This window comes from Nodosilinea sp. P-1105, assembly GCF_012911975.1.
Lineage (GTDB): Bacteria > Cyanobacteriota > Cyanobacteriia > Phormidesmidales > Phormidesmidaceae > Nodosilinea.
This window is the reverse complement of sequence record NZ_SMDQ01000008.1, coordinates 75,075-101,495: the sequence shown is the minus strand read 5'-3', so window position 1 is coordinate 101,495 and position 26,421 is coordinate 75,075. Positions and strand designations below refer to the sequence as shown.

Annotated in this window: 7 protein-coding genes; 2 read left to right on the top strand and 5 right to left on the bottom strand. The window is 60.9% G+C overall.

The features are described from left to right. Window positions 1-63 precede the first annotated feature (63 nt). Window positions 64-477, bottom strand: a complete 414-nt coding sequence (locus E1H13_RS05670) for a hypothetical protein (RefSeq protein ID WP_169612437.1) — start codon at window positions 475-477, stop codon at window positions 64-66. Between the two features lie 295 nt (window positions 478-772). Between E1H13_RS05670 and E1H13_RS05665 the strand changes: the two genes are divergently transcribed. After that, complete coding sequence (locus tag E1H13_RS05665) at window positions 773-1,987, top strand: M20 family metallopeptidase (RefSeq protein ID WP_169612436.1); 1,215 nt, start codon at window positions 773-775, stop codon at window positions 1,985-1,987. A gap of 42 nt (window positions 1,988-2,029) precedes the next feature. Here E1H13_RS05665 and E1H13_RS05660 read toward each other — a convergent pair whose 3' ends face one another. After that, window positions 2,030-2,662 carry a hypothetical protein gene (locus E1H13_RS05660; RefSeq protein ID WP_169612435.1) on the bottom strand — a complete coding sequence of 211 codons (633 nt, stop codon included), beginning with the start codon at window positions 2,660-2,662 and terminating at the stop codon, window positions 2,030-2,032. A 114-nt stretch (window positions 2,663-2,776) separates the two neighbouring features. On the opposite strand from E1H13_RS05660, the gene E1H13_RS05655 reads away from it, so the two are divergent. Beyond that, entirely contained in the window at window positions 2,777-3,394 is a 618-nt protein-coding gene (locus tag E1H13_RS05655) for a hypothetical protein (RefSeq protein WP_169612434.1), read from the top strand. A 9-nt stretch (window positions 3,395-3,403) separates the two neighbouring features. Here the strand turns inward: E1H13_RS05655 and E1H13_RS05650 are convergent, their stop codons facing one another. From E1H13_RS05650 to E1H13_RS05640, 3 genes are all read right to left on the bottom strand, one after another. Continuing rightward, window positions 3,404-3,994: a WcaF family extracellular polysaccharide biosynthesis acetyltransferase gene (locus E1H13_RS05650; RefSeq protein WP_169612433.1), complete on the bottom strand. Its 591-nt coding sequence runs from the start codon at window positions 3,992-3,994 to the stop codon at window positions 3,404-3,406. 207 nt (window positions 3,995-4,201) lie between these two features. Beyond that, window positions 4,202-13,618, bottom strand: coding sequence for a LamG domain-containing protein (locus tag E1H13_RS05645; protein ID WP_169612432.1), 9,417 nt, complete (start codon window positions 13,616-13,618; stop codon window positions 4,202-4,204). 249 nt (window positions 13,619-13,867) lie between these two features. Next, window positions 13,868-25,798: a hypothetical protein gene (locus tag E1H13_RS05640; protein ID WP_169612431.1), complete on the bottom strand. Its 11,931-nt coding sequence runs from the start codon at window positions 25,796-25,798 to the stop codon at window positions 13,868-13,870. Window positions 25,799-26,421: the final 623 nt, after the last annotated feature.

Sequence of the window (26,421 nt, the reverse complement as noted above, 5' to 3'; positions counted from 1 at the left end):
GACGCGGAAGCCCTTGTGTGTCCTGGAAGTCCTTTTCGTTCTTCGTTCTTCTGCCTTGCGGTACTAAGGAGCCTCGGGTTGGGGCTGGTGCATACTGGCCTCAATATCATCCAGCGTTTGCACCACCAGGCGCTTGGCTTGCAGTTCCCAGCCCCACTTTTGGATTTGGAAGGCCAGGTAAAAGCCCACGCCAGTGGCGATAAAATCCAGGGGCTGTCGCCCGGAAATGCCTAGCAGTAGCCCCAGGCCGCCAATGCCCCAAAAGGGTAAGGCGATGGTTTGGCGGTTGCCCTCGGCTAGCTTGGCCACAACGTTGGTTGGCAGGCTGGCGGCCACCTGGTCCCGCACCGCCTTTTGCTTGGGGTAAGGCACAGCAAAGCTAAACTTGCGGCGGAGCTTTTCAATTTTGCGGGCATCGGTACTGTACTCGGTCAGCTCGTCTTCGGCCATCCGAATCAGCTGCTCAGCGATGGTCATAGGGGCGTTCTCGGTCGAGGTCAAGGGTGGCTAAAGCCTAGCCACTGGGTTAATTATCTCACTGTAATGCCACTCCCCTCTATGCCGATCTGGCGATCGCCAAGTAAGTGACGCCCCCCAAGCCACTGTCGCTTGCCATCGGCCGTTGACAAAGACACCTGATCTAGACAATGGGGCCGGGGCGACTGGTTTATGCTGTACCTAGGCCGCCTTCCCCAGGCCACGACGCCACCAGCTTATGGTTGGGGCTGTTCCCTAACCTCAAGCCTCTATCCCTGATTCATCCCTGTACCCTATGTTTGCCACCACCGCCCCGCCCAGTCCCGTCGACCATTCGCGCATTCGCCCAGCCATTCAAGGGTTGCAACCCCAATTGGTGGAATGGCGGCGGCGGATTCACCAGCGGCCAGAGTTGGGGTTTAAGGAGTGGCTGACGGCAGACTTTATTCGTACCCAACTGGACCAATGGGGCATCCCTTACCGGGATGCGGTCGCTGAAACCGGTCTGGTGGCGGTGATTGAAGGTACTTCCCCTGGCCCAGTGCTGGGCATTCGGGCGGATATGGATGCTCTGCCCATCCAAGAAGAGAACCAGGTGCCCTATCGTTCCCAGCACGATGGCATTATGCATGCCTGTGGCCATGACGGCCATGTGGCGATCGCCCTGGGCACCGCCTACTACCTGTCCCAGCATCGCCACAGCTTCAAGGGCACCATCAAGCTGATCTTTCAGCCCGCCGAAGAGGGGCCGGGGGGGGCCAAACCGATGATCGAAGCCGGGGCGCTCAAAAACCCCGATGTGGAAGCTATCATTGGCCTGCACCTGTGGAACAACCTGCCCCTGGGCACCGTAGGCGTCCGTACCGGTGCCCTGATGGCGGCTTCAGAATTTTTCAGCTGCACCATCCAGGGCAAAGGGGGGCACGGAGCCCTGCCCCACCAGACGGTGGATTCGATTGTGGTGGGGGCCCAGGTGGTGAATGCCCTGCAAACTATCGTGGCCCGTAATGTGGATCCGACTAAGTCCGCTGTGGTCACCGTGGGCCAGTTCCATGGGGGCAAAGCACCCAACGTGATTGCCGATAGCGTCACTTTTGGCGGCACCGTGCGCTATTTCGATCAGGCCTACAGCGACTATTTTGCCCAGCGCCTAGAGCAGGTGATTGGCGGGGTTTGCCAGAGCCACGGGGCCAGCTACAGCTTTGACTACAAAGCCCTGTACCCACCGGTGATTAACGATGCTGCCATGGCTGATTTGGTGCGATCGGTGGCCTTGTCGGTGGTGGAAACCCCGGCTGGGGTCGTGCCCGAGTGCCACACCATGGGCGGCGAAGACATGGCCTTCTTCCTTCAGGAGGTGCCGGGCTGCTACTTTTTCCTGGGCTCTGCCAACACTGAAAAATCCCTGGCCTATCCCCACCACCATCCCCGCTTTGACTTCGATGAAACCGCCCTGGGCCTGGGGGTAGAAATGTTTGCCCGCTGTGTGGAAGCCTATTGCCCCTGCTAGCCAGACTGTATCGCTGTACTTGTCGGGGTTAAACCTAGGGAATTACCAGGCTGTAGGCTGAAAAGCGGCATTATTGGCAATGGTGACCGTATCTCCCGTTTGTTTAATCACAAATAGCCCCCGCTGGTAGGCATAGCGGTCGACTCCCTCGTCGATTTCAATGCCCGCCACTGCCCCATAAATTTGGTAGTCCTGGTAGTGGGGAAAGGCCTGCCGAAACCGGGCCATCCGAGCCAAAAAATCCTCGATATCCTGGCGAGACAGCCGAGATTTTACCTCAATCGCCACCGCCACATCCCCATTGACGGCAAAGATGTCAATTTCCATTTCAGCCCCCGGTCGCTGCGATCGCATCCGTCGAGCCGTTTCCTGCACCTCAATCCCCCGCTCTCGAAACAGACGCACCACCGCTGGTTCGACCAGATTTTCCACAAACTGACCCCAGCGGGTGGTTAACCCCGCCACCTCGCGGCTGGTGTTGGCCGCAATTCGCTCTAACCGCTGCAAGCGACGATCAGCCTCAGCATTGAGCTCTGCTATCCGACGATCGGCCTCAGCGGCCCGGCGATCGGCCTCAACGGCCCGGCGATCGGCCTCAACGGCCCGGCGATCGGCCTCAGCCTGGGAGGTTTGAAACAGGGCATAGATATCTTCGAGGGTGACGGGGTCGGCCATAGTCTGAGGGGTAATGCTACGCGATTAGTTCCATTATGAAGCGATTTGATACAAGGGGTGCCAGTCAGCCTAGGGGCTTGCTATGCTTGGCGTTGATCAGATTAGGGCATCACCATGAAACGGTTATTACGGCGATCGCGGCTCCTGATTTTAGTTGGCTTGGCGGTGGTCATTAGCTTAACCATGGGACCTTTGATGCTGTCGTCTAATCAGACTGCTGCCAGGGGTTCTGGGTCAGTTGTAGCCCAGGGCAATCCGCCGCCGCCCACCCTGGCCCCCACCTTGCCCATGGTTAGCGGTCAATACGAAGATCCTCAGGGGCGCTTTCAAGTGGGCATTTTAGACGGCTATCAGGTGAGCACGGTGGCCAACGCCCCCCTGTTGCAAGCCCCCGATGGCAGCCTGGCTTACACCGTGGCTGTTTCCCCTCTCCCCCCCGATCGCGCCGCCCTCTCAGAAGCAGAATTGGTCGCCATGGCTGAGCAAACTTTCCGCCATGGGGAGGGGTTTTTGCTGGGTCCACCGCAACCGATTGCCGGCAATGGGGTCCAAATCAGCTGGACTGGCCGCCTCACCCAGGGCAATGCCCCGCCGCAGCCGATCGCAGGCCAGATCTATGCCCGCCAGCGGGGAGACTCAATATTTTTACTGCTGGTGGCCGCCACTGACGCCGCCCAGGCCCAGGTCAATGATGCGATCGCCGCCTTGGGCAGCACTCTAACTGTTCCTTAAATCGGACATTTAATCGGTTTGTTTTTGGCTCAGAAAGGCGTCTTTCATCACCCGTGATTTAATCGGCTGGGCCGGATTGCCAGCATAAATGGTCATCGCCGCCAGCGACTGACCCGCCACCCCCCCCAGGGCCAAAATCGCCCCCGCCTCCACCGTCACCCCTGGCCCCACCACCGCCTTTGCCCCCAGCCAGCACCCCGCTTGCAGGTGAATCGGGGCGGTGCCCAGGGCAAAGTGGGGATGGCTCCAATCGTGGTTGCCAGTACAGAGGTAAACCCCCTGGGAGATACAGCTGTGGCTATCGATGGTGACCGGGGCCAGGTTGTCTATCCAGGCGTCTTCGCCAATCCACACATGGTCCCCTACGGTCAACCGCCAGGGAAACTTCACCCGCACCCCCGGCTTGATCCGCACCCCCTGGCCAAGGGTGGCCCCAAAGGCCCGCAGCAAGGCCACCTTTAGCCCCGACATCGGTAACCAGTGGGCCTGCACCAGGGGCTGGCCGACAAAGTACCACAACACCTGCCGCCAGAGGGGAGCCCCAGGGCTATAGGTGCCGTTGGTGTAGCGATCGAGCTGGACTGGGGAGGAGGGGGACATGGCAAAAATTGGGCACAACAAATTGGGGCCATCCCCAAGGATGGCCCCATGATCGTATCGATTGTTGGTTGAAAAATATCGGTTTAGAGAGTTCCAACTAAATACTTATCTGGAGTCTCACCGCAACCGGCCCGTTGGGCCAAGTTCGCATCTTTGGAAGGGATGTTTTTTTAGTTGGGATATTCTTAAGCCTGATCTGATTGGTCTTTAGCTTCGTCGGCTGGCCCTTGCCGCTTTTTGCGGATCGCCGCTGTACCCAGACCAATCAACCCTGGCAAAACCGCCCCAGGGGTGCACCCTCAGGGCACGCAAAAAATAGTCGTCATCGGTACCCAAGGCGGGCACCGAAAAGTCAAAAATTTTCCCAGTGCGTTGGTCGGTGACAATGCCCGCTTGCTCAAAGTCAAACTCGGGATTGGGAGTGTCCATTTGCTCTCGGGTTTTAGCCTGAATGATTTCAGACCCGTCCCCATGGTTGAGGGTGAAGGAGGAGTTGTCTTTGGTGGACCCAAAGGTGACCGACAGCAAGTGAACCGATTGTCCTTGAAAACTCAGCCGCAGGGTTTCGACCCAGTTGCCGTGGTGGCCGATTCCGAGACCGTCAGATCCCGAGACGCCAACGCCATGTTCACTAATGGTCACGTTTTGCGGTTGGGTGTCTCCAGTGTTTGGGTTGACCCTGGTGGCTGTCATCACCAGAGTTAGACCATCTACGGTGAGTTCAAACGATTCACCATTTTGGGAATTGCCACTGTACAAGCTCATAAAGTCGTAGATAAGCGGAGGTGGAGGACTATAGGTCGATCCGGTTTGGCTGATCTTTTGGATGGCATAGTGGACGGGCTCCGCCCCAGGGGCGACGGGGCGTACGGCATCCTGCCACTGAAAGACGGCGCGGCGGCGGACAATTTCTGTGCGCAGGTCCTCGGGTTGAATCAGGTCAATCCGCTGGGGCATGGGTCCCCAGGCGAAGCGCACACATTCCACCTGGCCGGGGTGACGCTGGCGCAGGAGCCCATAGGCGGCCTCGGTAGCCGGGGTGACGGGGTCTTCGACAATATCCACCGTCAGTACGACCGGGTCGGGGGAGGGCTTGGCAGTTTCATCCTCTGGCTTGTCCTCTGGCTGGACAGAAATTTCATCCTTTGTCTGGATCGTGAGCTGAAACTCGAGCACGGTGCCGGTGGTCAGGGACGCCACCTGGTCCCGCTGACTGTGGAGACGGAGGTCCGCCAGGGGGAGTTGAATGAGCTGGCGGGGAGCGAGTTGGTCAAGGGCGAGATTAGAGGAGGGCCCTGGCACTAGCGAGGTGGTCACCCCGGCCCGAGTTCGCCGGATGGTCAGGATGGCCTGACCGCTTTTGGTGTCATCATCCCAGTCGTAGCGCAGGGCCAGGGTACTGTCGGGGTTGTATTCGGTGCGATCGCAAGACAGCTGCACCGAATGGCTGGCCGATTCAGACTGGTCATTCGCAGCAGGAATCAGCACTTCCTGGGTGGCGTGGGCGGCGGCAGAGGCCAGTTGGCGGTTATATTCTGGATCCTCAAACTGAATGAAGTATGGTTCCAGGGGCAGGGGAGAGCGGTCAAAATCCGTTAGCCGCAGGGGAAAGCTGAGGGTCTGGTAAAAACCAGAGCCGGACCCCGGGGGCGTGACCTGGGCTTGCAGGGTCAACACATCTCCTGGCACTTTAGCCCGTAGCAGGGTTGCCAGGGTCTGCTGCTGGGTAGGGTCGAGGCTGTAAGTCTCATTCTCCGAGCTGTAAACCAGGGGTTGATCTGGCCCTAGTAGGCTTAATCGGACGGCCCATGACGCCGGGGAATCAGACGGGTTTAGGTCCTGGAGTTGCAGACACACCTCCTCTGTCCACTCCCCATCGATTTCACCCCTTGCCAGACGCACCTCCCCTGTCCACTCCCCATCGATTTCACCCCTTGCCGGAGGTACCAGGGTAATCAACAGCCCCTGGGCCGGTTGATTACCGCCATTCTCCCTCACCACCTCGGCAAAAAAGGCTGTGTCAAAGGGGGTTTGGTTGATGGCCTGGCCCTGGCCTGGGGCAAAATAATGCGCCCAGGGGCGCAGGGCCGTGGTCGGGGCCGTGTTGGGGGGCAGGGGCACGGGGCGGGGAACGCGATGCTGCACCGGCACACTACCGGAGGCCAGGGTGTCATGGGAGCCAAACTGGTTCACAAGCTGATGGCGCAGGCTTAAAAATACCCCGGCCCGGTCGCCGGTGAGGAAGTAGCGCAGGGCACCGGGCAGCACCGGCTGCCAGCCAGTGTCATCCGCTGTGGTCGGGGGCAGCCGGAGGTTGGGGCAGGTGGGCAGCAGGCCCTTGATCGCCGGGGCTCGAAAATAGGGCGGCAGACCAGCGGCTGGTCCGTCCTCAGCCAGGGCAGAACGGAATTGCACCTGATAGTGGGGGGCTTGCCACCAACGGCGGTAGGGGGGATCGGTCTTGCCCTGCTGGTCTTGATTCCGGTCCTGGTTGTCAGGATTCTGGTCCTGGTCTTGGTTCTGGTTCTGGTCCTGGTCGTCGGGATTTTGGTCCTGGTCTTGGTTCTGGTTCTGGTCGGGATTCTGCTTGACGGCAGGGTAGAACATGCCAAGGATCCCCTGCTGCTCTTCGGTGTAATTTACGCTAAACCGGAGGGCGCTGAGGCCCCAGGGCCAGGGCTCAATGGAGGGGGTGGCTGACTCGGTATCCACTACCGGGGGACGTTCAGTCAGATAGAACGGTTGCACCCCAGTCACCTGGGGCGGAGCGACTTCAAAAGCCTTCAGACCTTCAGCCAGGGGAGGTCCGCCAAATTGCCCCTGGCGAAACCGCAGTTGGTCTACCCGCGATCGCAACTGAAATACCCGCTGGGTCAGTTGGGCCGGTAGGATCAGGGCTGGCACCACCTGGAAATCGTAGGTGGTGGTGAGGGGGGCCACTGGGGGAGTGAGCCTGTCTGGTGCCGTTGTGGTCTCAGGGGTTGAATCAGGGGGAACCAGGCGATTGATCTGGCGATAGCGCAAGATCGCCACGGAGGACTGGGGGGCCAAGCGCAGGTGGGTCTGCTGCGCCCAGGTCGCAATTTGCTGCTCCGGGGGAGTCGGGTTTGAGCTGTCTGGGCTGGCGGCATCCTCCCACAGGTGGCTGGCCACGGGGCGCAGTTGCCGCGCCGCCGGGTTCAGGCACAGCAGCTCGGCGGACACCAGTTGCCGGGTGTAGTGCCCTGGGGCCGGGCGAAACTCTAGCCCCAGGTAGGGACTGACCGCCAGGCTGACCGGTAAAGCATAGGGCTGGCTTGGGTCGGGGGATAGCACCGACAGTTGGGTGGCGGCGGCGTAGCGGTTGACCTGGGCCGTTTCTGGCGCTACAGCCCACAGCTTACTCGTACACAGGTGTAAGCCGGTCATCTGCCAGGGGGGGGAGGCATGACTCTGGACCCCGGCTTGATGACGTCGCTGCACCTCCTGGGCAGACCAGGCCAGATTATAAATGGCCACCTGTCGATATTCCCCCCGCCAGGCCCGTTGTCCGATGATTTCATCCCCCAGGGCCAGACGAAAGTTGCGTTCATTAGAGGCTTCAGGGAACAAGTTCCCTCCCACAGTGCCCCGCCCGCGTTCTACACCGTTGATGTAAATGCGCACCGCTCCCTGAGAGTTGCGGGTATAGACAATGTGGGAAAGGCCTGCCCCCAGACTGCGATCCGCCGTGGTCACACTGGGCATGCCATTGGCACTGTTCTGTCTGCTGGTGCGCAATCGTCCATTGATTACTGCCCCTCCCCGATGCCCATCGAAGCCATGGCCCAGGGTAACGTAGCGGTTATCGTGGTCGAGAGACAGCGTAACAATGCGTTTGGGCCCTTGCCCCTGCGAGGTCACCTGGTCATCGGTCAGGTAAATCCAGGCCTCCAGGGTGATTTCGTTGGTTTGGCGGCAAGCGTCGACTAACCGCTGGGGGAAGGCGGCGGAAGCAATCAGGGTGTCACCCGTCAGGCGCAAGCCACTGGAAGACCACTCGACCCTGCCGGGCTGTTGAATGGTCAGGTCGATGGCTGGGCTGAGGCCCGATTCGTCTTGCACCCGGTTCCGATCTATACCGGCTTGAAACTGATAGAAGACTTGTAACCCGTTCTCACCTTCCTCCAGGTTGGGTACGACCAGCAGACTAGGCGTGGGTAGGTCTGGAGGTGAATCGAGACTGGGCTGGGGCGGATAACTCTGACGGTTGGGATTAAAGGCTTGCTGGAGGGCGGTGGCCCGACTGAGGCGGGCGGGGGTATCGGGCCGGGTGGCCATCACACTCTGTAGGCCCTCCAGGCTGGGTTCTGGCTGGGGGTTTTGCAGGCGGAACCAGCTTTCTTCCAGGGAGAGGGGATCTAAGCGAGCCCAGGTGCGGCCCAGGGCGGTGTCGAAGCTGGACACCACCCTGGTGAGCGGCTGGGTGTTGCCCCAAGCGGCTAGCAGGTGGGCCAGGGAGAGGGTGTCCCCGGCAGGTTGGGCAGCGATCGCCACGATCGGATCTACTTGCAGTCCACTGGGCAGGATATCAGCGGCTGCAGGCAGATCCCGACCTTGATGCTGCAGACGACCGACAAAGGGCAGGGCCAGCAGGAGCCAGAGGGGGTCGTGGGGGTCAGAGCCTACGTAGTCTTGGGGATTGCTGGGAATGCCCAACTGGGCTCCGTTGGGTAAAAATTGCAGGGTGGTCGGGGACCCTGTGGGGATGGGGGCCTGGCGAATCCAATGGGGATTGCTGAGATCCACCAGCAGGGTTTTGGCCATTAATTGATCCAGGGCGGAATTGTCTCCGGTGGCCAGCACCTCCCAGAGATCCTTCCCCAGGGAGCCCCCCAGGGCCTGGTCCAGGGGTTGCACCCCCTGGGCTGGGTCTACGGTTCGGTGCGGCCGCTGGGCCAGGGCAAACTGCTTTAGCTGGGCCGGCAGCCCCAATCGCACTGTTTGGGTGACGGTCCAGCGACGGTCATCCCGCAATTTGTGGTGGCTCAAATCCAGGGACTGGGGTAGCACGGTAATTAACTGGTGCTCTACCACCGCCAAAAATTCCCACGGGCGATCGGGCGCAAAGTCAAATAGCAGTTCCTCTGGCCCCGGCTGAAGTAACGCGGCCTCCGGGACATGCTGGTTAAACAAGATCCGGGCCGTGTGGCGCACATGTTTTAGGAGTTGGGGCTGGCCTGCGGCCATGGCGGCTGGCAGGGTGAGGGTGGTCTGGTTCTGGTCTGTGGCCACGGCCATGTCCAGGGGCCAGGACAGCAGGTTCTGCACCTCTAAAAAGCCGTTAATCAGCAGTGATTCTTGCCAGGGGGGACTGCTCTGGTCTGACCGGGAGACATCCCAGCGGGCCGTATAACCCACCGCTAGATTTCCGGCTGAAGAGCGATACACCTGAGACCGATCTGCCTCGGTTTGCCCCCCCTGCTGCAACCCCTCTCCCCACTGGCAAAACAGCAGCATTTCCATAAAGGCGGTGTCTAGTTCCAGGGTCACCAGCTGCAGCCGCGAGTCAGCGGTTTCTGGGGTAGTCACGCTGGGGGTAAAGGTGAGGGCCGCAAAGCCGGGAGCCTGGTCGGAGCCCTGCAGGTGCCACCCCGGTAGCAGTTGCAAATCCTCGGCTTGATACAGCTGGGATTGGGCCTGGTAACCCTGCCACTGAAACTGCAGGGTGCCGGGCCAAAACACCACCTCAGGGCGATCTTTAGGGGTTTCTCGCCCCTGCAGATCACCAAAGAAAAAGTCGGCGGTTTCCCAGGTTTGGGTGTGCTGCAGTAAGTCAAACCGCACCTGGGCTAGGAAGGCTGATTGTGGCTGATTACCAGTGCTGTGTCCCCGACCAATTTGCACCTCCAGCACCAGGGAGACCTGGTGGTGCCAGTCCTCTAGATCCAGAGACAGATCCACCTGTAAGGGGGCCAGGTGAGTGAAGGCAGTGGGGGCTGGGAAGTCATAGGTAAAGACTGACCCAGGGGCGGCGGGCAGTTGAAACGGGGCGAAGGGCACCGACCAGATCTGGTCAAACAGGACAAATCGCAGCCACACCTGGCCCCGTTCCCCCGCCGCTGGATCTCCCAGTTGAATCACCGGCTCCCCGTCCCGGTAGGTCAGCCCCATGGCCGTCCAGGAGAGCATTGGGGCATTGTCCAGTTCTCCCTGGGTGGTGCCCAGGGGCCATTCCGCCACCTCAGATTCCAACTGGATCTGGGTTAGGGTCAGGGATGCTTCGGTCTGGCTGGAACTAAAGTGCAGGCGCACGGCGTTGCTCACTTCCTCCAGCTCGCCCGTGGCAGGCACCAGGGGCAATTGCAGCCGGCCCACCATCTCCACGGTGGTGACGGTGTCGCCCTCGATATCCACTGCCTCCAGGGTGAGGGGGTAAAAATGCAGGCCCAACAGCTCTAGATAGGCCGGGGGCTGCTCTGGAGATTGCTCTGGAGATTGCTCTGGGGGGTCTTCTGGGGGGTCTTCTGGGGGGGCACTCTCCCCCAGCCGCCATTCATAACCGTTGAGGGCGTTGTAGAACTGCGATCGCGCCTCTGGGTCATTCACATCGGTGTTCAGCTGGGTCGCCAGGGGAGACAGGGTGTCGCGGCGGCGGAAATGCTGGCCCTCGCTCTGGCAGGGCAAATCCCGAAACCAGAACTGCCAGGTGTGGTGGCCCACCTGCAACGCCATGGGCTGCTCTAGAGAGGTGAGGGTGTAAGCCACAGTGGTGTTGCGATCGCGCTGCAGGGTCAGGGGCGATCGCACCAGCAGATCGGTCTGGGTGGTGACAAAACGGGTCCAGCCCCGCTGATCTTGCAGTCCCCCACCGTCGGGGTAGGCGGCCAGGCTACCGGCGGTCAGGGTATAGGGGGACAGTCCATCTGGGGACAGTCCATTCGGCAGCAGCCTGAGGCTACCGTCTACCCGTTGAAACTGCCCAGAAATGCCCTCCAGTGCCGCATCCCCAGTTAATTCCAGGGTGTGGCCGTCGGTTAGGGTAAGCTGGCCCGGGTAGGACTCGAGATCCACCGCCACCTCAACCGGCCAGGGGTAGGGGTGGATCAGCCCCATCACCTCCCTGGGGCCTGCCTCCACCGCGAAGGCGAAGGTGCCATCGGCCTGGGCCAGGCTGGCCAGATTGCTCAGGGTCTGCCAGTGGGCCGCCAGGGTTTCTCGGGTCAGGGGAGGCGGTGGCTGGGGCGGTTCCCCAGCGGGCAAAGGGGACAGGGCATCCGGGTCGGGGATCACCTCCGGCAGTTGGGCCAGGGCCTGCACTTCGTCGGTGTAGGGCAGGTCGTAGCGGTAGTCAGCCGTCAGGGTATCGGCCTGGGGTCGCAGCATTAAGCCCGCCAGGGATAGAGAAACCCAGGGTAAATCGGCCAGGGTGCGCCATTCCTGGGCTGGACTGAGAGTTGTTTGGGCCTGGGGCCAGGCCGCCGCCCCGCTGTCTCCGGTGACGCCAAAAATCCAGTCCTCGGGTAGTCCCTGGTCAGACACCGGTAGCTCATAGGGGATGAGCTGGCGGCTGGCACTGGGGTAGTTGGGCGGAGACTGGCTTTGGGTCAGGGGCAGGGCCTGCACCATGGGTAGGGCACTATGGCGCTGCCACACCAGGGGCAGGTAAGCCTGAAATAGGTCAGTGGGCAGCACCCCCATGGCTATCAACCGTTGCAGAGGGGGCGTGGGTACTGACACCTCAGGGGCCGTTTCAGAGGTGTCATCCGCCAGCCAGACCTGGGAAACAGGGTTGACCCCATAGGTAAACTGCCAGGGACCTAACTGGGCCGACGCCGGTTGGCCTGGGCTGTGGCGGCAGGTCAGGGTGAGGCGATCAAAGGTGCAGACCAGGGGCGGCGGGAAGACATCACTGGCGGCATTGATGGTGGTCAGTGCCTGGGGGCGGAGGCCGTCTACCCAGTCGTCAAAATCCGGCAGGGCATCCTCAAGGCGGGGTTGGCCGGTGCTCAGCCAAAACAGGCCATTCAGGGTGAGTTGGGGCTGGCGCAGGGTGAGTTCAACCTGGCTCAAGCGCCGGGGTAGGGCAGGGTTGACGTCCGGATCCTCTGGCTCTGCTTCAGGGGGCACCTGCAAAATCCAGGAACCGCTCAGGGCCTGGCCGTTGGTTAAGACCAGGTTCCACGGTTGCTCGTGGCGGTGGGCAGTTCGCAGTAGGGGCTGGTGGTTGCCCAACGACACCGCCCCCTGGATTAAGCTCGAGGCCCTAGGGGGGACATCGGTTTGGGGCGGACGGGCCACCCGACTATCCAGATAGATCTGCTCGGTCAGGTTCACAATCGGCAACTGGGCCCAGCCATTCTCTAGGGGCATAAATCCCCAGAGCAAGGGTTCGCTCAGAGGTGTAGCCGCTTCCCCAGACCACAGGGGCCGAGGTTGCTGCTGGCGCGATCGCAAAAAGCGCGGCACGCCCACTGGGTCAAAGGCGGTGGTCAGGTTGGTGAGTTGAATAGTCTCCTGCCAGGGCTGGTGGGGACTGGTTTCCACCCCCCTGTATCTGTAGGTCAGGGTAGGGGCATCGTCATCAGGGGCCTCCGCTGTAGCCTCGGGGGCCGTGGTGAGAAACAGTTCTATCGCCTCAGCTATGTTAGGAGAGGCTTGGACCTGGACCACCTGGGGCGTAATTTGAGCCAGGGAAGTGGGGGGATGGGTCTGACTACTGGGGGGTTGGTCGCTGAGGGTGAGGCTCAGTTCATCGGCGGGCAGATGCAGGACCGGGGTTGTATCCCAAGCGGTGATCTGCCAGAACAGCGGCGGCACCGCCTGGGGGTTGATCACATCCAGGGTGACCCAGCTGGGTACTGGGGGCACTGCCGACCCAGGAGCCGGGTTGAGCGGATTCAGGGGATTTAGCATTTGACCCAACTGGGCCCAGGCCGCTGTTAGGGCAGCGGCTTCCTCCTGGGTGAGGCGGTCTAGCTCCAGGCTCAGGCGAAACTGTTGGCGACCCGGGAAAGTCTGGGCCAACTGTAAGGGGGCCGCCAGGGGCTGAGACTGCCAGGGCAAAGAAAAAGGGCTGTAAAGGGACAGGCCGCTGCTGTGTACCGATACCAGGCTGAGCAGGCGGGCTGCCCCTTCTCCGTCATTAACCCGATCACGCCGCTGTTGCCAGCTGGTGGCCCTGGGCAGGGACAGCCTCAGGGCCTGGTACAGAGCCTGGGTAGCGGCCTCGGCATCGGTGGCACTGGTGGCCAGGCGGTCCAGGGGAATGGAGCCATTCAGGCAGGTCAAAGGGGGGAAAAACGCCTCTCCTGCCCTGGTGGGAAACGATTCGGGCCAGGCCTTGGGGTCTGCCTGCACCAGCAACAGGCACAGATCCCCATTATTCAAGTGGTGCCGCAAGACCTCTGGCGGCAAGGCCGGAGGAATCACCACCGTCTGGGACCAGGTGAAGGCGACCCCAGGACTAGGCTGAACCGTCACTCGTCGGGCCCAGCCCAGTAAAATCATCGTCCCTGGCAACAGCAGCCGCTCCTGCCCCAACCGCGATCGCGGCTGCAGGTCCAAAAACAGTGAGCGAAATGCCCAGTTGGTACGGGGATTAGCCAGCTGAATTACCTCTATTTCCGCTGACCAGAAGGGGCCGGTGACGGTGACGGAGTTCATAGCGGTGGGGGGGATGGGGGGCATGGGAGTGGGGTGGGTGGGGGAGATGGGGAGATGGGGAGATGAGGAGTGGGGGAGATGGGGAGATGAGGAGATGAGGAGATCAGGAGATCAGGAGTGGGGGAGATGGGGAGTGGGGGAGATGGGGAGTGGGGATTTTAGGTGGTGGGTATCGGGTTTTCTGTCTTCTGTCTTCTGCCTTCTGTCTTCTGCCTTCTAGCTTCTGCCTTCTGCCTTGTGCTTTCTGCCTCATTCCTCCTTGACACTAAGATCCCTCAGAGGGCTAGGCTGGGCGCTGCCGCGGCGGGCGCGGATTTGCAGTTGGTTGCCCTGGAGGCTTAGGGATTGCTCGAAGAGTCGTTGGATGGCTTGCTGGTCGGGGGCTGAAGGAGAGACTAGGTCGCGCAACGCTCTGCGCTCGGTCAGGGTGATTAGGCCGTGGTAACGGATTTGGGTGCGGCCCAGCAGCAGTTTGGCCTGGAGGTTCTCGGGCAACTCGGTGGGGAGGGGACGCCGGGGGGCGGGGGTATCAAAGGGGATGGTGCTCTCTTGTTGGCTGAGTTGGGTATGGAGATCGGCGATCGCGGTTTTGAAGGCGGCATCCCCAGGCAGTTGGGCCAGGGCGTCTAATTGTTCCTGGTGGTGGACTGGCCCCAGCCAGCTCACCCGGTCTGGCTGAATCACCAGTTGGTGAGTCAGCAGGGTGCTGGCTGCCTCAGGGGGAATAAAGTCGGGCAGCTGGTCGGCAAACTGGGCCGCCAGATCCGGCGCTTTGAATAAGTCGGGCCGTTGTTGGGGTTGGGGGCGGGGATCTAGTCCGGGGGCTGCGATCGCTACCACCGGAAATTGCTCTGCCGGGGTAGTCAAGAGGGCGTCTATGGCCCCTGCCAGGGCGGCATCGTCGGCTGCTGTGTCCCGCAACCTGGTCAGAGCCTGCCATTGGGGGCTGGTTAACAGGTCTCCTGTCCATACCAGCTTATTGGGGTACAGGTGCAGCCGTCCTTGCAGGGGCGTGGGCAAGCTGTAGTCGGGCAATTCCCGCGACAGCACCAGCCCCTGTCGCTCCTGGATCAGGCGGCGAACCACGGGCACCAGGTCGGCGGTTTGAGCCCAGTTTTGCAGGGTGGCCATGGCGGCATCGGTGAGGGGGCCGGTCCAGGTGAGCTGGGTATAGGCGGAGCCGTCCTGATTCAGGGAAAGCTGCACCTTGTCAGCAAGGGCCGCTGGAATTTGATCCAACCCCTGGGGAGCCACAGCCCGAGCGGTGGCCGGTGCAGGGGCAATGGCGATGGGGTCTATAACGACTGACTCGGTAGATTCCGCGGTTGCGATCGCCAGAGCAGTCACCAGATCTCCCAGGGCTCGGTGGAAGGCCTCGTCCCCTGGAATTTCCCGCAGGGCATCGAGCTGCGCCTGGGAGGGGGGATCTCCCTGCCAGCTCAGGGTTGAGGCCTCTGGATCAAGCCGTAACTGGTCCTGGAGGACCGCAGATAAGTCCCCCTGGCGGGGGCGGGTCAATTGTCGCAGGGCGGCTTTGAATTCTGCATCCCCTGGTAGGTTCAGCAGGGCATCGGTCTCCGCCGCCGTCAAGACTCCAGTGCGTACCAGCACCAGCTCCTCTGGCTCTGGAAAATCAACCACGGCCTGCAAGTCAGGGTCAAGTTCGGCCACCCGGTCAGCAGCAGGCACTGTAGCAATAGCATCCTGGCTGAACCAGGTTTGATACAGCTCGTCTATGGCCTGGCCATCGGCCCAGTCGTCAAACAGGGGCGTCAGCTCAGTGGGCTCAAACCGCTCCGTCAGGACATCTCGTTCTGTGGCGGTCAGGCTCTGCCGCAGGCGCAGGTATTGGCGGCCCAACGCCACCGTAAATACGGCCTGATCAAGCTGGTTCATTAACCGCTGGAAGGCCTCCAGGAAGGGATCCCCAGGCCGTAGCACCACCTGCACCCGCTGCCGCAAATCGGCGGTGGAGGTCGGCACTACCCCCTGCCAGCGTAAGCGGCTGGCTTGAATTTCTAGATGGCTGAGGTCTGCCTGGATTTGGGCGGCTAGCTGGTTGCGATCGACCCGAGGCCAGACAAAGTCAGCATCGTCCACCCGTTGTTCAAATTCAATGGCCTCGCTGTCCCGGTTACTGGGGTACTGATCGGCTGGAAACTGTGGCCGCACTTCTTCTTCGATCAGCGTCTGGATAGTTGAAGTGAAGAACTCTGATAATCCTTCGCCCCACTGCTCTAACTGCTGCTCCTGGCTGGGGGTCATAGGACCAGTCCAGATCAGGGTGTAGGTAACTAGCTGGAAGACACTAGACCTCTGGCGAATGGTGAGCGGTAGTCCCTCTGGCACCGCTGGGGTGCTGATGGGCGTGAGCGGAGACGTGGTGGCTGAAAACTCGACATATGTTGCATTAATCTGCTCGATCAACTGAGTCACCGCCGTGGTGAAGGGGGCATCCCCCACCAACCCCTGCAGCGCTTCCTGCTCCAGGGTAGAAAGGCCGTTGCGCCAGCCCAAAACCCAGCCAGGGTCAGCCGCTGGGGGGTAGGTCAGCTGAATGGTTAGAGTGCCCGGTAGGGGGGCATCGGGACGGGGGCGCACCGGCACCCTGTAGGCGCTGGTAACGACAGACTGTCTGATTTGCTGACTCAGGTTTTCCACCGCTTGATGGAAGGACGGTAAGTCTCGATCATAGGCGCGCAGTTCTTGATCCTGGGTGCCTGAGAGAGCACCCCGCCAGATCAACCGTAGCTGCTGATCGCTGGGGGTAGCTTCGGGTAGGGCTGCCCGCAAACACAACTGGTTCTGGAAAGACAGGGGCAACACCAGCCCTGACACCAGGTCGGGGCGGTAGGGCAGTTCGGGATAGTCCACCTTGGCTAGCAGGGCGGGGGGCAAGTCCGCCAGGCTATGGGCGGTGATCGGATGGCTGGAGAACCAATCATCCAAAACAGTGGCGACCTGGTCGTCGGTTAATGTCAGCCCCTGATTGGCTAGTTTGGCTGGGCTCAACTGGCCAGCGATCAGGGCCAGCCACAGGTTGTTGCGATCGCGGCGGGTCAAGACGCTAATCACCGACAGCCAGTGATCTGCAAAGGCTACCTTACTGGCGGTGGGCGATCGCAAATCGCTCAGGCTGTCGTGTCGCAGCTCGATTTCGCTGAGCTGCTGCAGGGTGGTTTCCAACCAGTAATCCCCATGGGGCCGATCGGCTGTGGGCGAGTTAAGCTGCACCACTGCCGCCAGAAAGCGCTGCCCCAACTGGCGCCGGGTGTAGCGGGCTGGGCTGGAGGATCCATTGCCGTTATCGGCCTCCGGGGTGGCTGGCTCAAAGACATATTCCGCCTGGACTTCGATGTTGCCGCTGAACCGCTCCGCAATTTGATATACCACCTCTGGGTCGGGCAGCGAGGCGTACTTTCTCACCAGCCCAGCCGTCCCTGAGTTCCCTGGGGTGTCTTTGTCCAACGGTGCTTCCGCCTGCCACCGTTCCTGGGCATCCTCGGGCATACAATCCCAAAACCGCCGCAGGGGAATCTGAACACGGCGGGTGCGCAGAGACACTGTCTCGCCCTCGAAGGGGGCGACCGGCGTCCAGTTGAGGGTCAGGGCATCCACCCAGGCTTCTGGATCAGGAGACCGGTACTCAAAATCCTGCTGGGTCGTTTCATTGGTTCTGGAGACGAGGGTAGAGGTCTGGGCCACGGCCAGGAACCGGTGGTGATAGAAATAGGGCAGGGCCTGCCACTGCAACACCATGGCCCCCTGCTGGAAGGGGCTGAGGCGATGGGGCAGATCGAGGCTGCGGGCCACCTCTGCCTTGACTTGGGTCAAATCCACATGGTCTGGCTGTGCGGGGTAGGCCGCAGGCAGGGCCGGATAGACCTGTTCAACCGGGGCCAGGGTCCAATCAAGATCGCCAGTACTGGCGGCCCTCAGTTGGTCAGGCCAGTCGGGATCGGCCAACTGCCGCAGCAGGGTAAAGGCTACGCCCCGGAAGTCTAGCTGGCGGGCCAGGGTCTGGTTGCGCTGGGCCAGTCGTTGTTCTGGGTGCTGGGCCAGCATCACTTCCCAGGTGCGGCCAGGGGGGGCAGACTGGCCAGGGGTGCTGGTGTTATCTAACCGCTCAGAATGGATGATCAGCGGGGCATCCACTGGCTGGGTGCGATCCAGCACCACATCCAGGCCACCCACCTGGGGATCAGGGACAATGTCGACCATCACCACCGCTACCTCTGGCCGTTCCTCTGGAAACAGTATGGGCGATTGCAGCAGCCCCTGCCAGAGCAAGTCGTAGCGGCTGTAGGGGCGAATGTAGTAGCGGTAGTTGTGGGCCCAGCGGCTTTCGATCAGGTGGTCGTAGCGCAGGCGACCGCTGGGGTCGGGGCTGGCGTAGGCGGGGGTACCCCGCTGGGGATAGGCGGTGACTAACCAGGGGCCCGGGGCCGTTTGGTTTAGGCCGTTGACCTCGGTCGTGACCATGCCACTGGCGTCAAAGAACCGTTGGGCCCAGGCCAGCACATCGGGCAGCAGGGCGGCAATGTCACCTTCTCGGGATGGGCCCACAGGCAGGTGAATCCGGTTGGGGCCGGGGGTGTCGTCGGGGTTGAGAAATTCCAGATAGTCTCGCAACTGCTGCCACTGCTGCCCCGCCAGGGTGGTGGAGTTGGCCCACTGGGAGGCCAGGGTTTCGATGTCCACCGCGAAATAGGCAGAGCGTTCGTCCGTCGGCAGGAAGGAGGTGACAGCACCAACCTCTGGGGGCTCGGTCCCCTCAGACGGGCCTTCCATATTCAGGGTCACGGTGGGTAAGGCCGCACTGCGAAACAGCAGCGTGGTTTCCCCGGTTAAGGGCAGCACCACAGAGAACTGTATCGGTTCATCGGGGGCGGCGGGCAGCTCGATCTGGCCGCGATCGCGATCCGACTGGTCGATCACACTGCAGGGACCCGGCAGGGTCAATTGTAGGGGTACCGGGGTACCCGCCCGTCCCCGAATGTGTACTTGGCCGTAGCGTTGCCGCTGCTGAATCCGGGGCCGCAGACTGATCTGGACCATGGCTAATAACCCATCCAGTTCCAGGCTATCCGTCGGCTCGGGGCTAATGCTGTGGGAGGGCTGCACCAGCAGTTCAAGATACAGGTGGGGCAGATAGTCCTGCCAGTCTCCCAATGCCCCCGAGGCGATCTGCAAGGGCGCCAGCACCGTTTGCAGCGCGGTCACCAGAGTCGGGCCTGTGAGCAGGTCGTTGGTGGTTTGCGATCGCAACGACAGCCCCACCGACAGCCCCAGCCGCTGCAAAATTCCCCAGCCGTAGGGATCGGCTTTATAGGCCGTAGTGTTGAGGAACCCGGCCAGGTCCACGGGCTGCATCGGCGGAGTGGTCTGCACATCCAGGGTGTAATCCGCCTCCAGGGCCCGCAGGATCTGGGTCAGCAGCGGGTGTAGTCCCTCCGTCTGGGTCCGGCCTGGGTTGCTCAGACCAGGCCAGGCAGGCCACACCAGCACCGATTCCCGCCAAGAATACCAGGGACCCAGGTCAAGCTCAGACCGCTGCTGGGCCTTAACCTCTGGACGGCGGCGGCGGACCATGGCACTGGAGTACCAGGCCTCCCAGACACTGCCATTCAGAGTATCTTCCGGGGTCAGCCACAGGTCCTCTGCCGGCAGCATCTGCACTTCCTGCACTGGCTTCAGGGCTCGGGCAAAGGCCTCGGGATCTTCCCCTTGCAGCACCCGGTCTGTATGGGCATCCACATCCAACTGCAAGATGTGATAGCCCCCTGTCAGTTCCAGGGGGTACTGGCTTTGGTCGCTGGGTCCCTGGTTCCAGCGAAAGCGCACCAGCCGTAAATGGGCTGGGTGCTCACCATAGCCCATGGCTAAGGCGAGATTCCCTCCCTGCCGCAGGTGGTCATAGGCGGGCTGGGGCATGGGCACATGGGCTTTGCCCGTGCTTGCCCGCAAGTCTTCTGGTGGCAACACCGGCAGGCGTATGGGCTGGGGCAGCCATTCCAGTTCCGACAACTGCCGCTCTTCGCCGCCATCAGGGGTGTCTAGCCGCAACAACAGTTCCACCGGGGCCAGGGCCGAAGGCACCCCATTGGCCGACTCGGTTTGGATGTAGACCCGCCAGGACAGGGGTTGCCACTGGGGGCGCTCCCCAGGTTCCCCAGGCGGGAAAATGCCTACCGCTTGCAGATCCCCCAGGGGAATCCGGGCCTGGCGTCGGCTCTGGGAGCCCCTGGCGTCTAGGGGAATCACAATGTCGGTGGGCAGTGGCCGGGCATTGCTGGTGGGTAGGGTCTTGGTGCGCGGCCCCTGAATGGAATTGTCCAGGCCATAACTGCCAATGGGTAGCAGGGTTTCGCGGCGGAAAATCAGCCGGTAGTCGGCAATGGGCACCAGGGGCCCCTGCAAGGGAGGCGCCGGGTCGGTCCAGCTCACCAAAATTCCCTGACCGGCCCCCGGTTCCTGGGTCGCCTCATCTGCGGGCAACTGGGGCAGCAGCAGGGGCGGGGCCACCGGGCGATCGCTAATCGGGGTTAGCAGGGGCTCTGTTCCCTGACCATTGGGGATATCAATCACCAGGGTTTGGTCCTCCTGGCGCCTCAACCGATAGCTGACCCGCAGTTGGGCATCCACGGGCACCCGGGGCGGCTCGTTGGGGTAGCGGGTGGCCACCAGGGTGAGGGGACGACCGCGATGGTTGGCCAGATCGATGGGGGTAATGGTGTACACATAACTACGACCAGTGACGGGCAGGTTCGCCTGATCCGCCAGGGTTTCAGCATTGAAATGGTCGACCACCTGGAAGCGGGGCTGGAGGTGTTTGAGCACCCCATCGCTGTCCTTGTCCTTAGTGTCAAAGTGCAGCACTTCGGCCCCTTTCACGGTGTAGGTCGTCTCCTGTTCGCTGCCGTCTAGGGAGCGGCGCAACACCTGGTAGTGAATCAGGTGTTGCTCTGGGGCAGCCTGACAGGCACTACAGTTAGCATCAGGGCGGTCTGGCCACACCAAATCCCAAGCAAAGGCGATGGTATTGGCATCGGTAAATTGCTCCACCCGCTGAAACTGGGGGGGATTGGTGGCAAAGTTGGTGCTAGCCACATTGAAGCTGCGCACCTGGCGCGCCTCTTGCAGATCAGGGCTGGTGCTGCTGGGGCCGAGCCGCTGGTAGATCTTGGGCAGGGCGGTCTCCTGCTGTGCGGGGGGAATTGCGTGGCTGAGCCAGTGGGGGGGCGGACCCTGGTAGCGGAACACCAGCCCCATCTGAAAGCCAATCATGCCACTGATTGAGGGTTTTTGGTCCACCGGGGCCACAGCATAGTCCCGCAGGTCACTGACCAGATCCTGAACCACCAGCCCCCGCAGTTGATGGGCCTGCTGGTTCAGATTCGAGATGGCGAGATCCGAGATGGCATCGGCCTCGCCAGAGTCGTTGTAGACCGTGGTGTTGGGCTGGAAGGCGGCTTCCAGGGCCTGGTCGTAGGCCGAATTGGGATCTCGCTTGAAGAAGGGCGATCCACTGAATTGCTCCACCGCCCCCCGCACCGCCGACTCAAAGGAATCAGCGGTGGGGTTGTGTACTCGCTCATCCGTCAGGGACTGGTCATGGTTGCGATCGCTTAGCAAATCAGGATCCCCTTGAGGCAGGTCGTTCTCATCGACAATGAACCCAAACACCAGGTAATTCTTCAGGGCTTGGGTACCCTGCTGTGGTTCGCCGTTTTCTACCACTGGCTGTTCTGTGTGGGAATCAAAAAGGGTGCCCGAGATCACCGTAGCCTCCCAGTTCACCCGCCAGTCAAAGCGCTCACCCCCAGAGCGGGATTGCCAGTCCCCCAGCAGGGGGTCGTACTGGTCTAGAGCCAGAGCGTCGTCCCTGGGCAGCTCTAGAGTAAAATCTGCCTCCATCGGATTGGCCTCATCTGAAGCGGGGGGAACCGGCAAAAAGCCCTGCTCCTCGATCGCCTGGCTACCCACCGGCGGTTCTCCCCGGGGAACCAGGACAAAATAGCCATAGGGGTCCTGGGTCGATCCATCCTCTGTTTCCTCTGGGGCTTCGATCCAAAAGACATCGTAATTGGGGGCGGTGAAGCTGCGATTGCCCAGGAAGTCTTGCAGCTGGTCTTCCGTCTCCTGCTGGGTTGGGGGCACTTCAACTGTGCTGCCCTCGGGAACCGCCGCCATGGCCACCGGACTAGCCATGGCAGCCGGGCTGGCCGTTACTGCCGGACTAGCTGTCATAGCCATGGGCTGAGGAGATGACGCGACCTCTGGGGTCCCACCGCCTACCCCAGGCACCGCCTCCACGTCCGTCGCTTCCAGGCCCATATTCAAGAAGGGTTCTGTGCGACTGCGGGCAATTTGGATATTGTGTTCTCGGAAGCCCACCCGCACGCCTAGTTGAATCCCCCGACCCATGAACCGCACCGATAGGGTGCCCTGGGCCCGGAACCCAGCCCCATTGGGGTTGACCCCGGCTAACCCAATTTCTGCCGCGGCAGTAAATTCCAGGGAGAAGCTGAGGCGGAAACGACGGGTGACAAAAATAAACTTGATCCAAAACTCAATCGCCACCCGAATCCGCACCTCCAGGCCAATGGCGGCATAGAAGGCTGACCCGCCAATCGGGTCGTTAAAGTCCATCAGGCCGATGTAGCGAGCCCCAAAGGCAGCATGCACCTCCGCTGAGACCCGAGCCCCAAACAGGCGCAGGTTCTTTTCTGCTTCAAACCTGAAACCCCCCCGGGCATAGAAACTGACCCCAATCACCAGGTTGTCGGTGGAGGTGCGGAAAATCGCCCCGCCCCGAATATCCACTTCCAGCGGCCCAATCTTGGTGGACCAGCGCAGCATGTTGGGCCAGCCCAACTCTGCATGGACCAGCCCCGGTTCAATCAACAGGGTGGCCGAAAACTGACCATTGTTGACAATCCGCTCCACCATGGGAGGAACCGGCACCAAATGCCCCAGGCTGCCGTCGGGGTTAGAGGAAATTTGGGCAATGAAGCGCTTTTGTCGCACCGACAGCAGCACAAACCCGCTAAACAGGGGTCGCTCCCGCAATCCCTGCTGATTGGTGACAAAGCCCCAGTAGTTGGTGTTTAACCAGCAGCGCACCGCCATGAAGAAGGTTAAGTCACTGCGGAAGGCGATGATCGCATCCATCACGTACAGGCAGGGCAGCACCTTCTCGGCCGCCTCTATCCACTTAAGGGAGTTGGGGGAGGCCGACGTTTGGGAAATCAAGGCCCGCAGCACAATGGTCCACCGCAGGGGTTCCCCGGCTTTTTCCAGGTCTACGGCCCAGCGATCGCGGCGGGTCAGATCCCCCTGGGTTCTAGACAACTGCCGTAATTCTTGCAGCAGGGAGCGCAGATCCCCCGCCTCATCGGCGGCCCGAATGCTGGCAATGGTGTAGCGATAGCCAAAGCCCAGGCCCACCTCTCGAAGATAGAGTTCCACATAGGGAATACGGAAGGTGACCTGCTCAATTTGCAGGAAAATGAACCAGGCCCGCACCCAGGGCGCGGTTTCATCCCGCCGCACCCGCAGGAACGAAAAACTGGCCGCTATCACGGGCATACCCTTGATTTCCAGCCGCCCTTCCCCGGCAAACCCAGTGGCGTCGGGTTCGTCGATAAACTCCACTACCCCATACAGGTTAAAGGCTTTACCCGCACTGATTTCGACGGTCAGCTCCCGCAGATGGAGGCGGGGAATAAAGCTCCCAGGCCGGGGCAGTCCGACATACAGGTCATGGACATCAATCCGGGCACTGATGGCGTCTCCGCCCCCCTGGGCAAACTTCACCTGCCCGGCAATGCGCATGGCCCCGGCCCCATCGAACTTGTCAAACTGGGGTACAAAGCCAAAGCCACGAATCTCCATTTCAAAGCAGCCCAGCAGGTTAAAGGACACCGGCTTGGGCAAATCAATCAGGAAGTTGACGTGACGGGCGATGACACTCATATCCCCAGTTAGGGGACAGTCCACCATTTCAATTTTGATTGCACTGAGCAGGGCCAGGGGGCCATCCGGGCTATCCCCAGGGGCCAGGCGGAACTGGGCGCTGCCAGTGAGGGTGAAGTAAAGGTGAAACTTGCCTTCGTTGACAAATTTCAGCCCAATGGCATCCACCGCAAACGCAAACCGGGTGCCCTTACAGCTGAGTAGCTTGTCTTTACTGAGGCGGGCACTGCCCTCCACCAGGGTGAGGTTGCCCTCCCGCTGGGCAAACTGGAGCGACACATCCACCATGGCATCGCCCACCAGAGCCGGTGGCAGGGGGCCTGACCCCGCCAGGGTAAACGCCTGGATGCGATTTTCCACAATGGACAACCGGCTGCCATGGAACCGGAAGCGGGTGTCTACCCCATTCAGGCGAGCAGGGCGATCGGTGACAGCGGCGGTAATGCTCAAGCCCTTGGCGGAAATGGCCAGGTCGCTGATGGCAAAGGTGATGGGGTCATCGCTGGCCCGGGTGTAGTCCACCTCAATCACGGCCCCTGTGCCCTGGATCAGCTTGTAGTCGTAGTTTTGGGTGATCAGGGTGAGGTGGTGGTAGCGGTTATCCCCACTCAACTTGCCCCCCTTGAATCGCCAGGTGAGGCCCAGAAACTGCTTTTCCGGTAGCTGCTCTTGATCTGAAAGCAGGCGAATGCCGCCACTGTGCTCGACCCGGAAGGCAAAGGTTTCCCAGTTGAACTTCAAATTAATGCTGGTGTCAAATTCCAGCTCACCGATCAGCACCCCAATGGCCAGGGGCATGGAGATTTCGCGGGTCCCAAAAGTGGCATGGCCCCGAAACTTCCGGCTATTGTGGTTGACCCGAATCCGCTGTTTGGGCACCCGACTGTTGCCGCTGCTGTCTTTGCTGTCGTCTGCCGGGCGATTCAGGAAAGGCAGGATAAAGGGGTTCAGGGTGACGGTGAGACCGGGTTCCAGGGTGTGGTTAGCGGTCAGGTCTTGGATTTCGTCGGGGGTCTTGGGGGCTGGGGTAGCGGGTTCGCCACCCCAGTCATCTCCCCGCAGGGGAATGAAGTCTCGGAAGCTTGTGACGGTTTTTGCCGCCAGGGGGTCGGTGCCGTTGCGATCAAAGCTCAGGGCCGTTAAAGGTTCGTCGAGCTGTCTGAAAAAGCCCGGCAGTCCCCCCTGGTCTAAACGTATCTGTAACAGCACCAGGCTGACCGGTGCCCCTGGCATCGCATCCAACTGCAAGAAGGGGGCCTGGCCATCGGTGGGTTCGCTGTTGTCGTCACTGGGGGGTTGCAATTCGCGATCGCTCTGCCCGGGGCCGTTCTGCCGCTCCCAAGCAAAATTGGTGTAGGCTGTAAATCGCTGTTTAGGATCGAGCTTCTCAGGGTCTTGCGGAATCCGAGGATCTAGGGTGAGGATGAAGGCCAGGTTGTCGAGGCGCTGGGGATTCTCTAGGGATTGCAGCAGTAGGGTAAACTTTGCCCGTTCGGGGGTCACCAACTTAAACCCTGGCAGGGTGAAGGTTTTCTCTACCCCTGAGGCCTGCCAATCCAGCCGAATTTCTGGAATTGGGCGACCAAACAGCACCCGCAGGGTGGTGATGGTTTCCATCGAGGCACTCTGGTCAAAAAAGTTGGGGGCCAGCCCCCGCAGCCAGTAGTTAATCCGGGTTTCCTTCCAACGAATGGCGAAATACGCTTCGGTTAACCGCAGCCCCTCCAACTCCAGGGGGATGGTGTCACTGGCCCCCGCCTCCAGTCGGTTAAAGGCAGAATCATCCAGGGAAAGCACCTGGTTCAGGTTAAAGCACAATGTCAGGTGCCCGGCGATTTCAAAGCCGGGCACCAGGGCGGTGCTGAGGCGCAGATCGTGGATGTCCAGGCAAATCTGGGACACGGCCTGGTCTGGATTTAAGGCGAACCGTAGCCGCAGGCTGGTCCATGCGATCGCTACCCCAATCTGACTCAACTGAAAGGTCCGGGCCGGAAATTCCAGCACCTGATTCAGTACGGCAGTGGGTAAGAGTTCTCCCTGGGCACCTATATAATCCCCCGGAATCAGCACTGCCACACCCTGGGGTAACTCCAGTCCCAGGGAGGCCAACTGGATACCCGTCACCGTGACATCCCCCGACCCAGCACCTCGTTCCCCGACTAAACTTAGGGACAAGTCGTCATAAATCGGGATGTTAACCATATTGTGACCTGAAAAAAATTGGATATTCCTAGACCTAGCCCCCAGCGCCCTGATCACTCCTGGACAGGACCACCCCATGCAATGGTTGGCCCATGGCATCGCAGATCGATCGGCACAGCCTGCAACAGCTGTACCAACGGCAAATAATTCAAAACCAACAAACCTAAGCAGACGTAAACCAGTCAACCGTTAACCAGTCAACCGTCAGGGATTAACCCCAGCCCTAAGCGCGGCTGGAACCAGTGGGTGTCGCAGCGACCAACCGTGCCCACAATACCCTCGACATCAACAACCTTGGCCTCCAGTAGCGAGAACGCCTAAAGCCTAATAAACCAATCAGAATGGCAGGAACTCAAGCTAGTCAAGCTTAAGGTGGATTATACGGAAGAATTCTGCCAATCCGGATTTATTTTGATCTATTTGATTCAATTTTACCTTTCGACTGACTTCGTAATATAAGAACATATTGCTCCTATGCCAAAGACTCTATGGGTCTGGCTGGGTCAAGGGGTGAACGTTGCAGAGACTGGGTCATCTGCGACCTGGGTCGGGGGAGAGATTGAATTTTGTCATGGATTATGAACTTATCTAGCTAATTTAAGCCAGGGAAACGGCCTTTTTGT

What these genes read in the sequence shown, in the direction of transcription:
- E1H13_RS05665 (WP_169612436.1), top strand. Translation starts at nt 773, where the DNA reads ATGTTTGCCACCACCGCCCCGCCCAGTCCCGTCGACCATTCGCGCATT.
- E1H13_RS05655 (WP_169612434.1), top strand. Translation starts at nt 2,777, where the DNA reads ATGAAACGGTTATTACGGCGATCGCGGCTCCTGATTTTAGTTGGCTTG.
- E1H13_RS05660 (WP_169612435.1), bottom strand. Translation starts at nt 2,662, where the DNA reads ATGGCCGACCCCGTCACCCTCGAAGATATCTATGCCCTGTTTCAAACC.
- E1H13_RS05650 (WP_169612433.1), bottom strand. Translation starts at nt 3,994, where the DNA reads ATGTCCCCCTCCTCCCCAGTCCAGCTCGATCGCTACACCAACGGCACC.
- E1H13_RS05670 (WP_169612437.1), bottom strand. Translation starts at nt 477, where the DNA reads ATGACCATCGCTGAGCAGCTGATTCGGATGGCCGAAGACGAGCTGACC.
- E1H13_RS05640 (WP_169612431.1), bottom strand. Translation starts at nt 25,798, where the DNA reads ATGGTTAACATCCCGATTTATGACGACTTGTCCCTAAGTTTAGTCGGG.
- E1H13_RS05645 (WP_169612432.1), bottom strand. Translation starts at nt 13,618, where the DNA reads ATGAACTCCGTCACCGTCACCGGCCCCTTCTGGTCAGCGGAAATAGAG.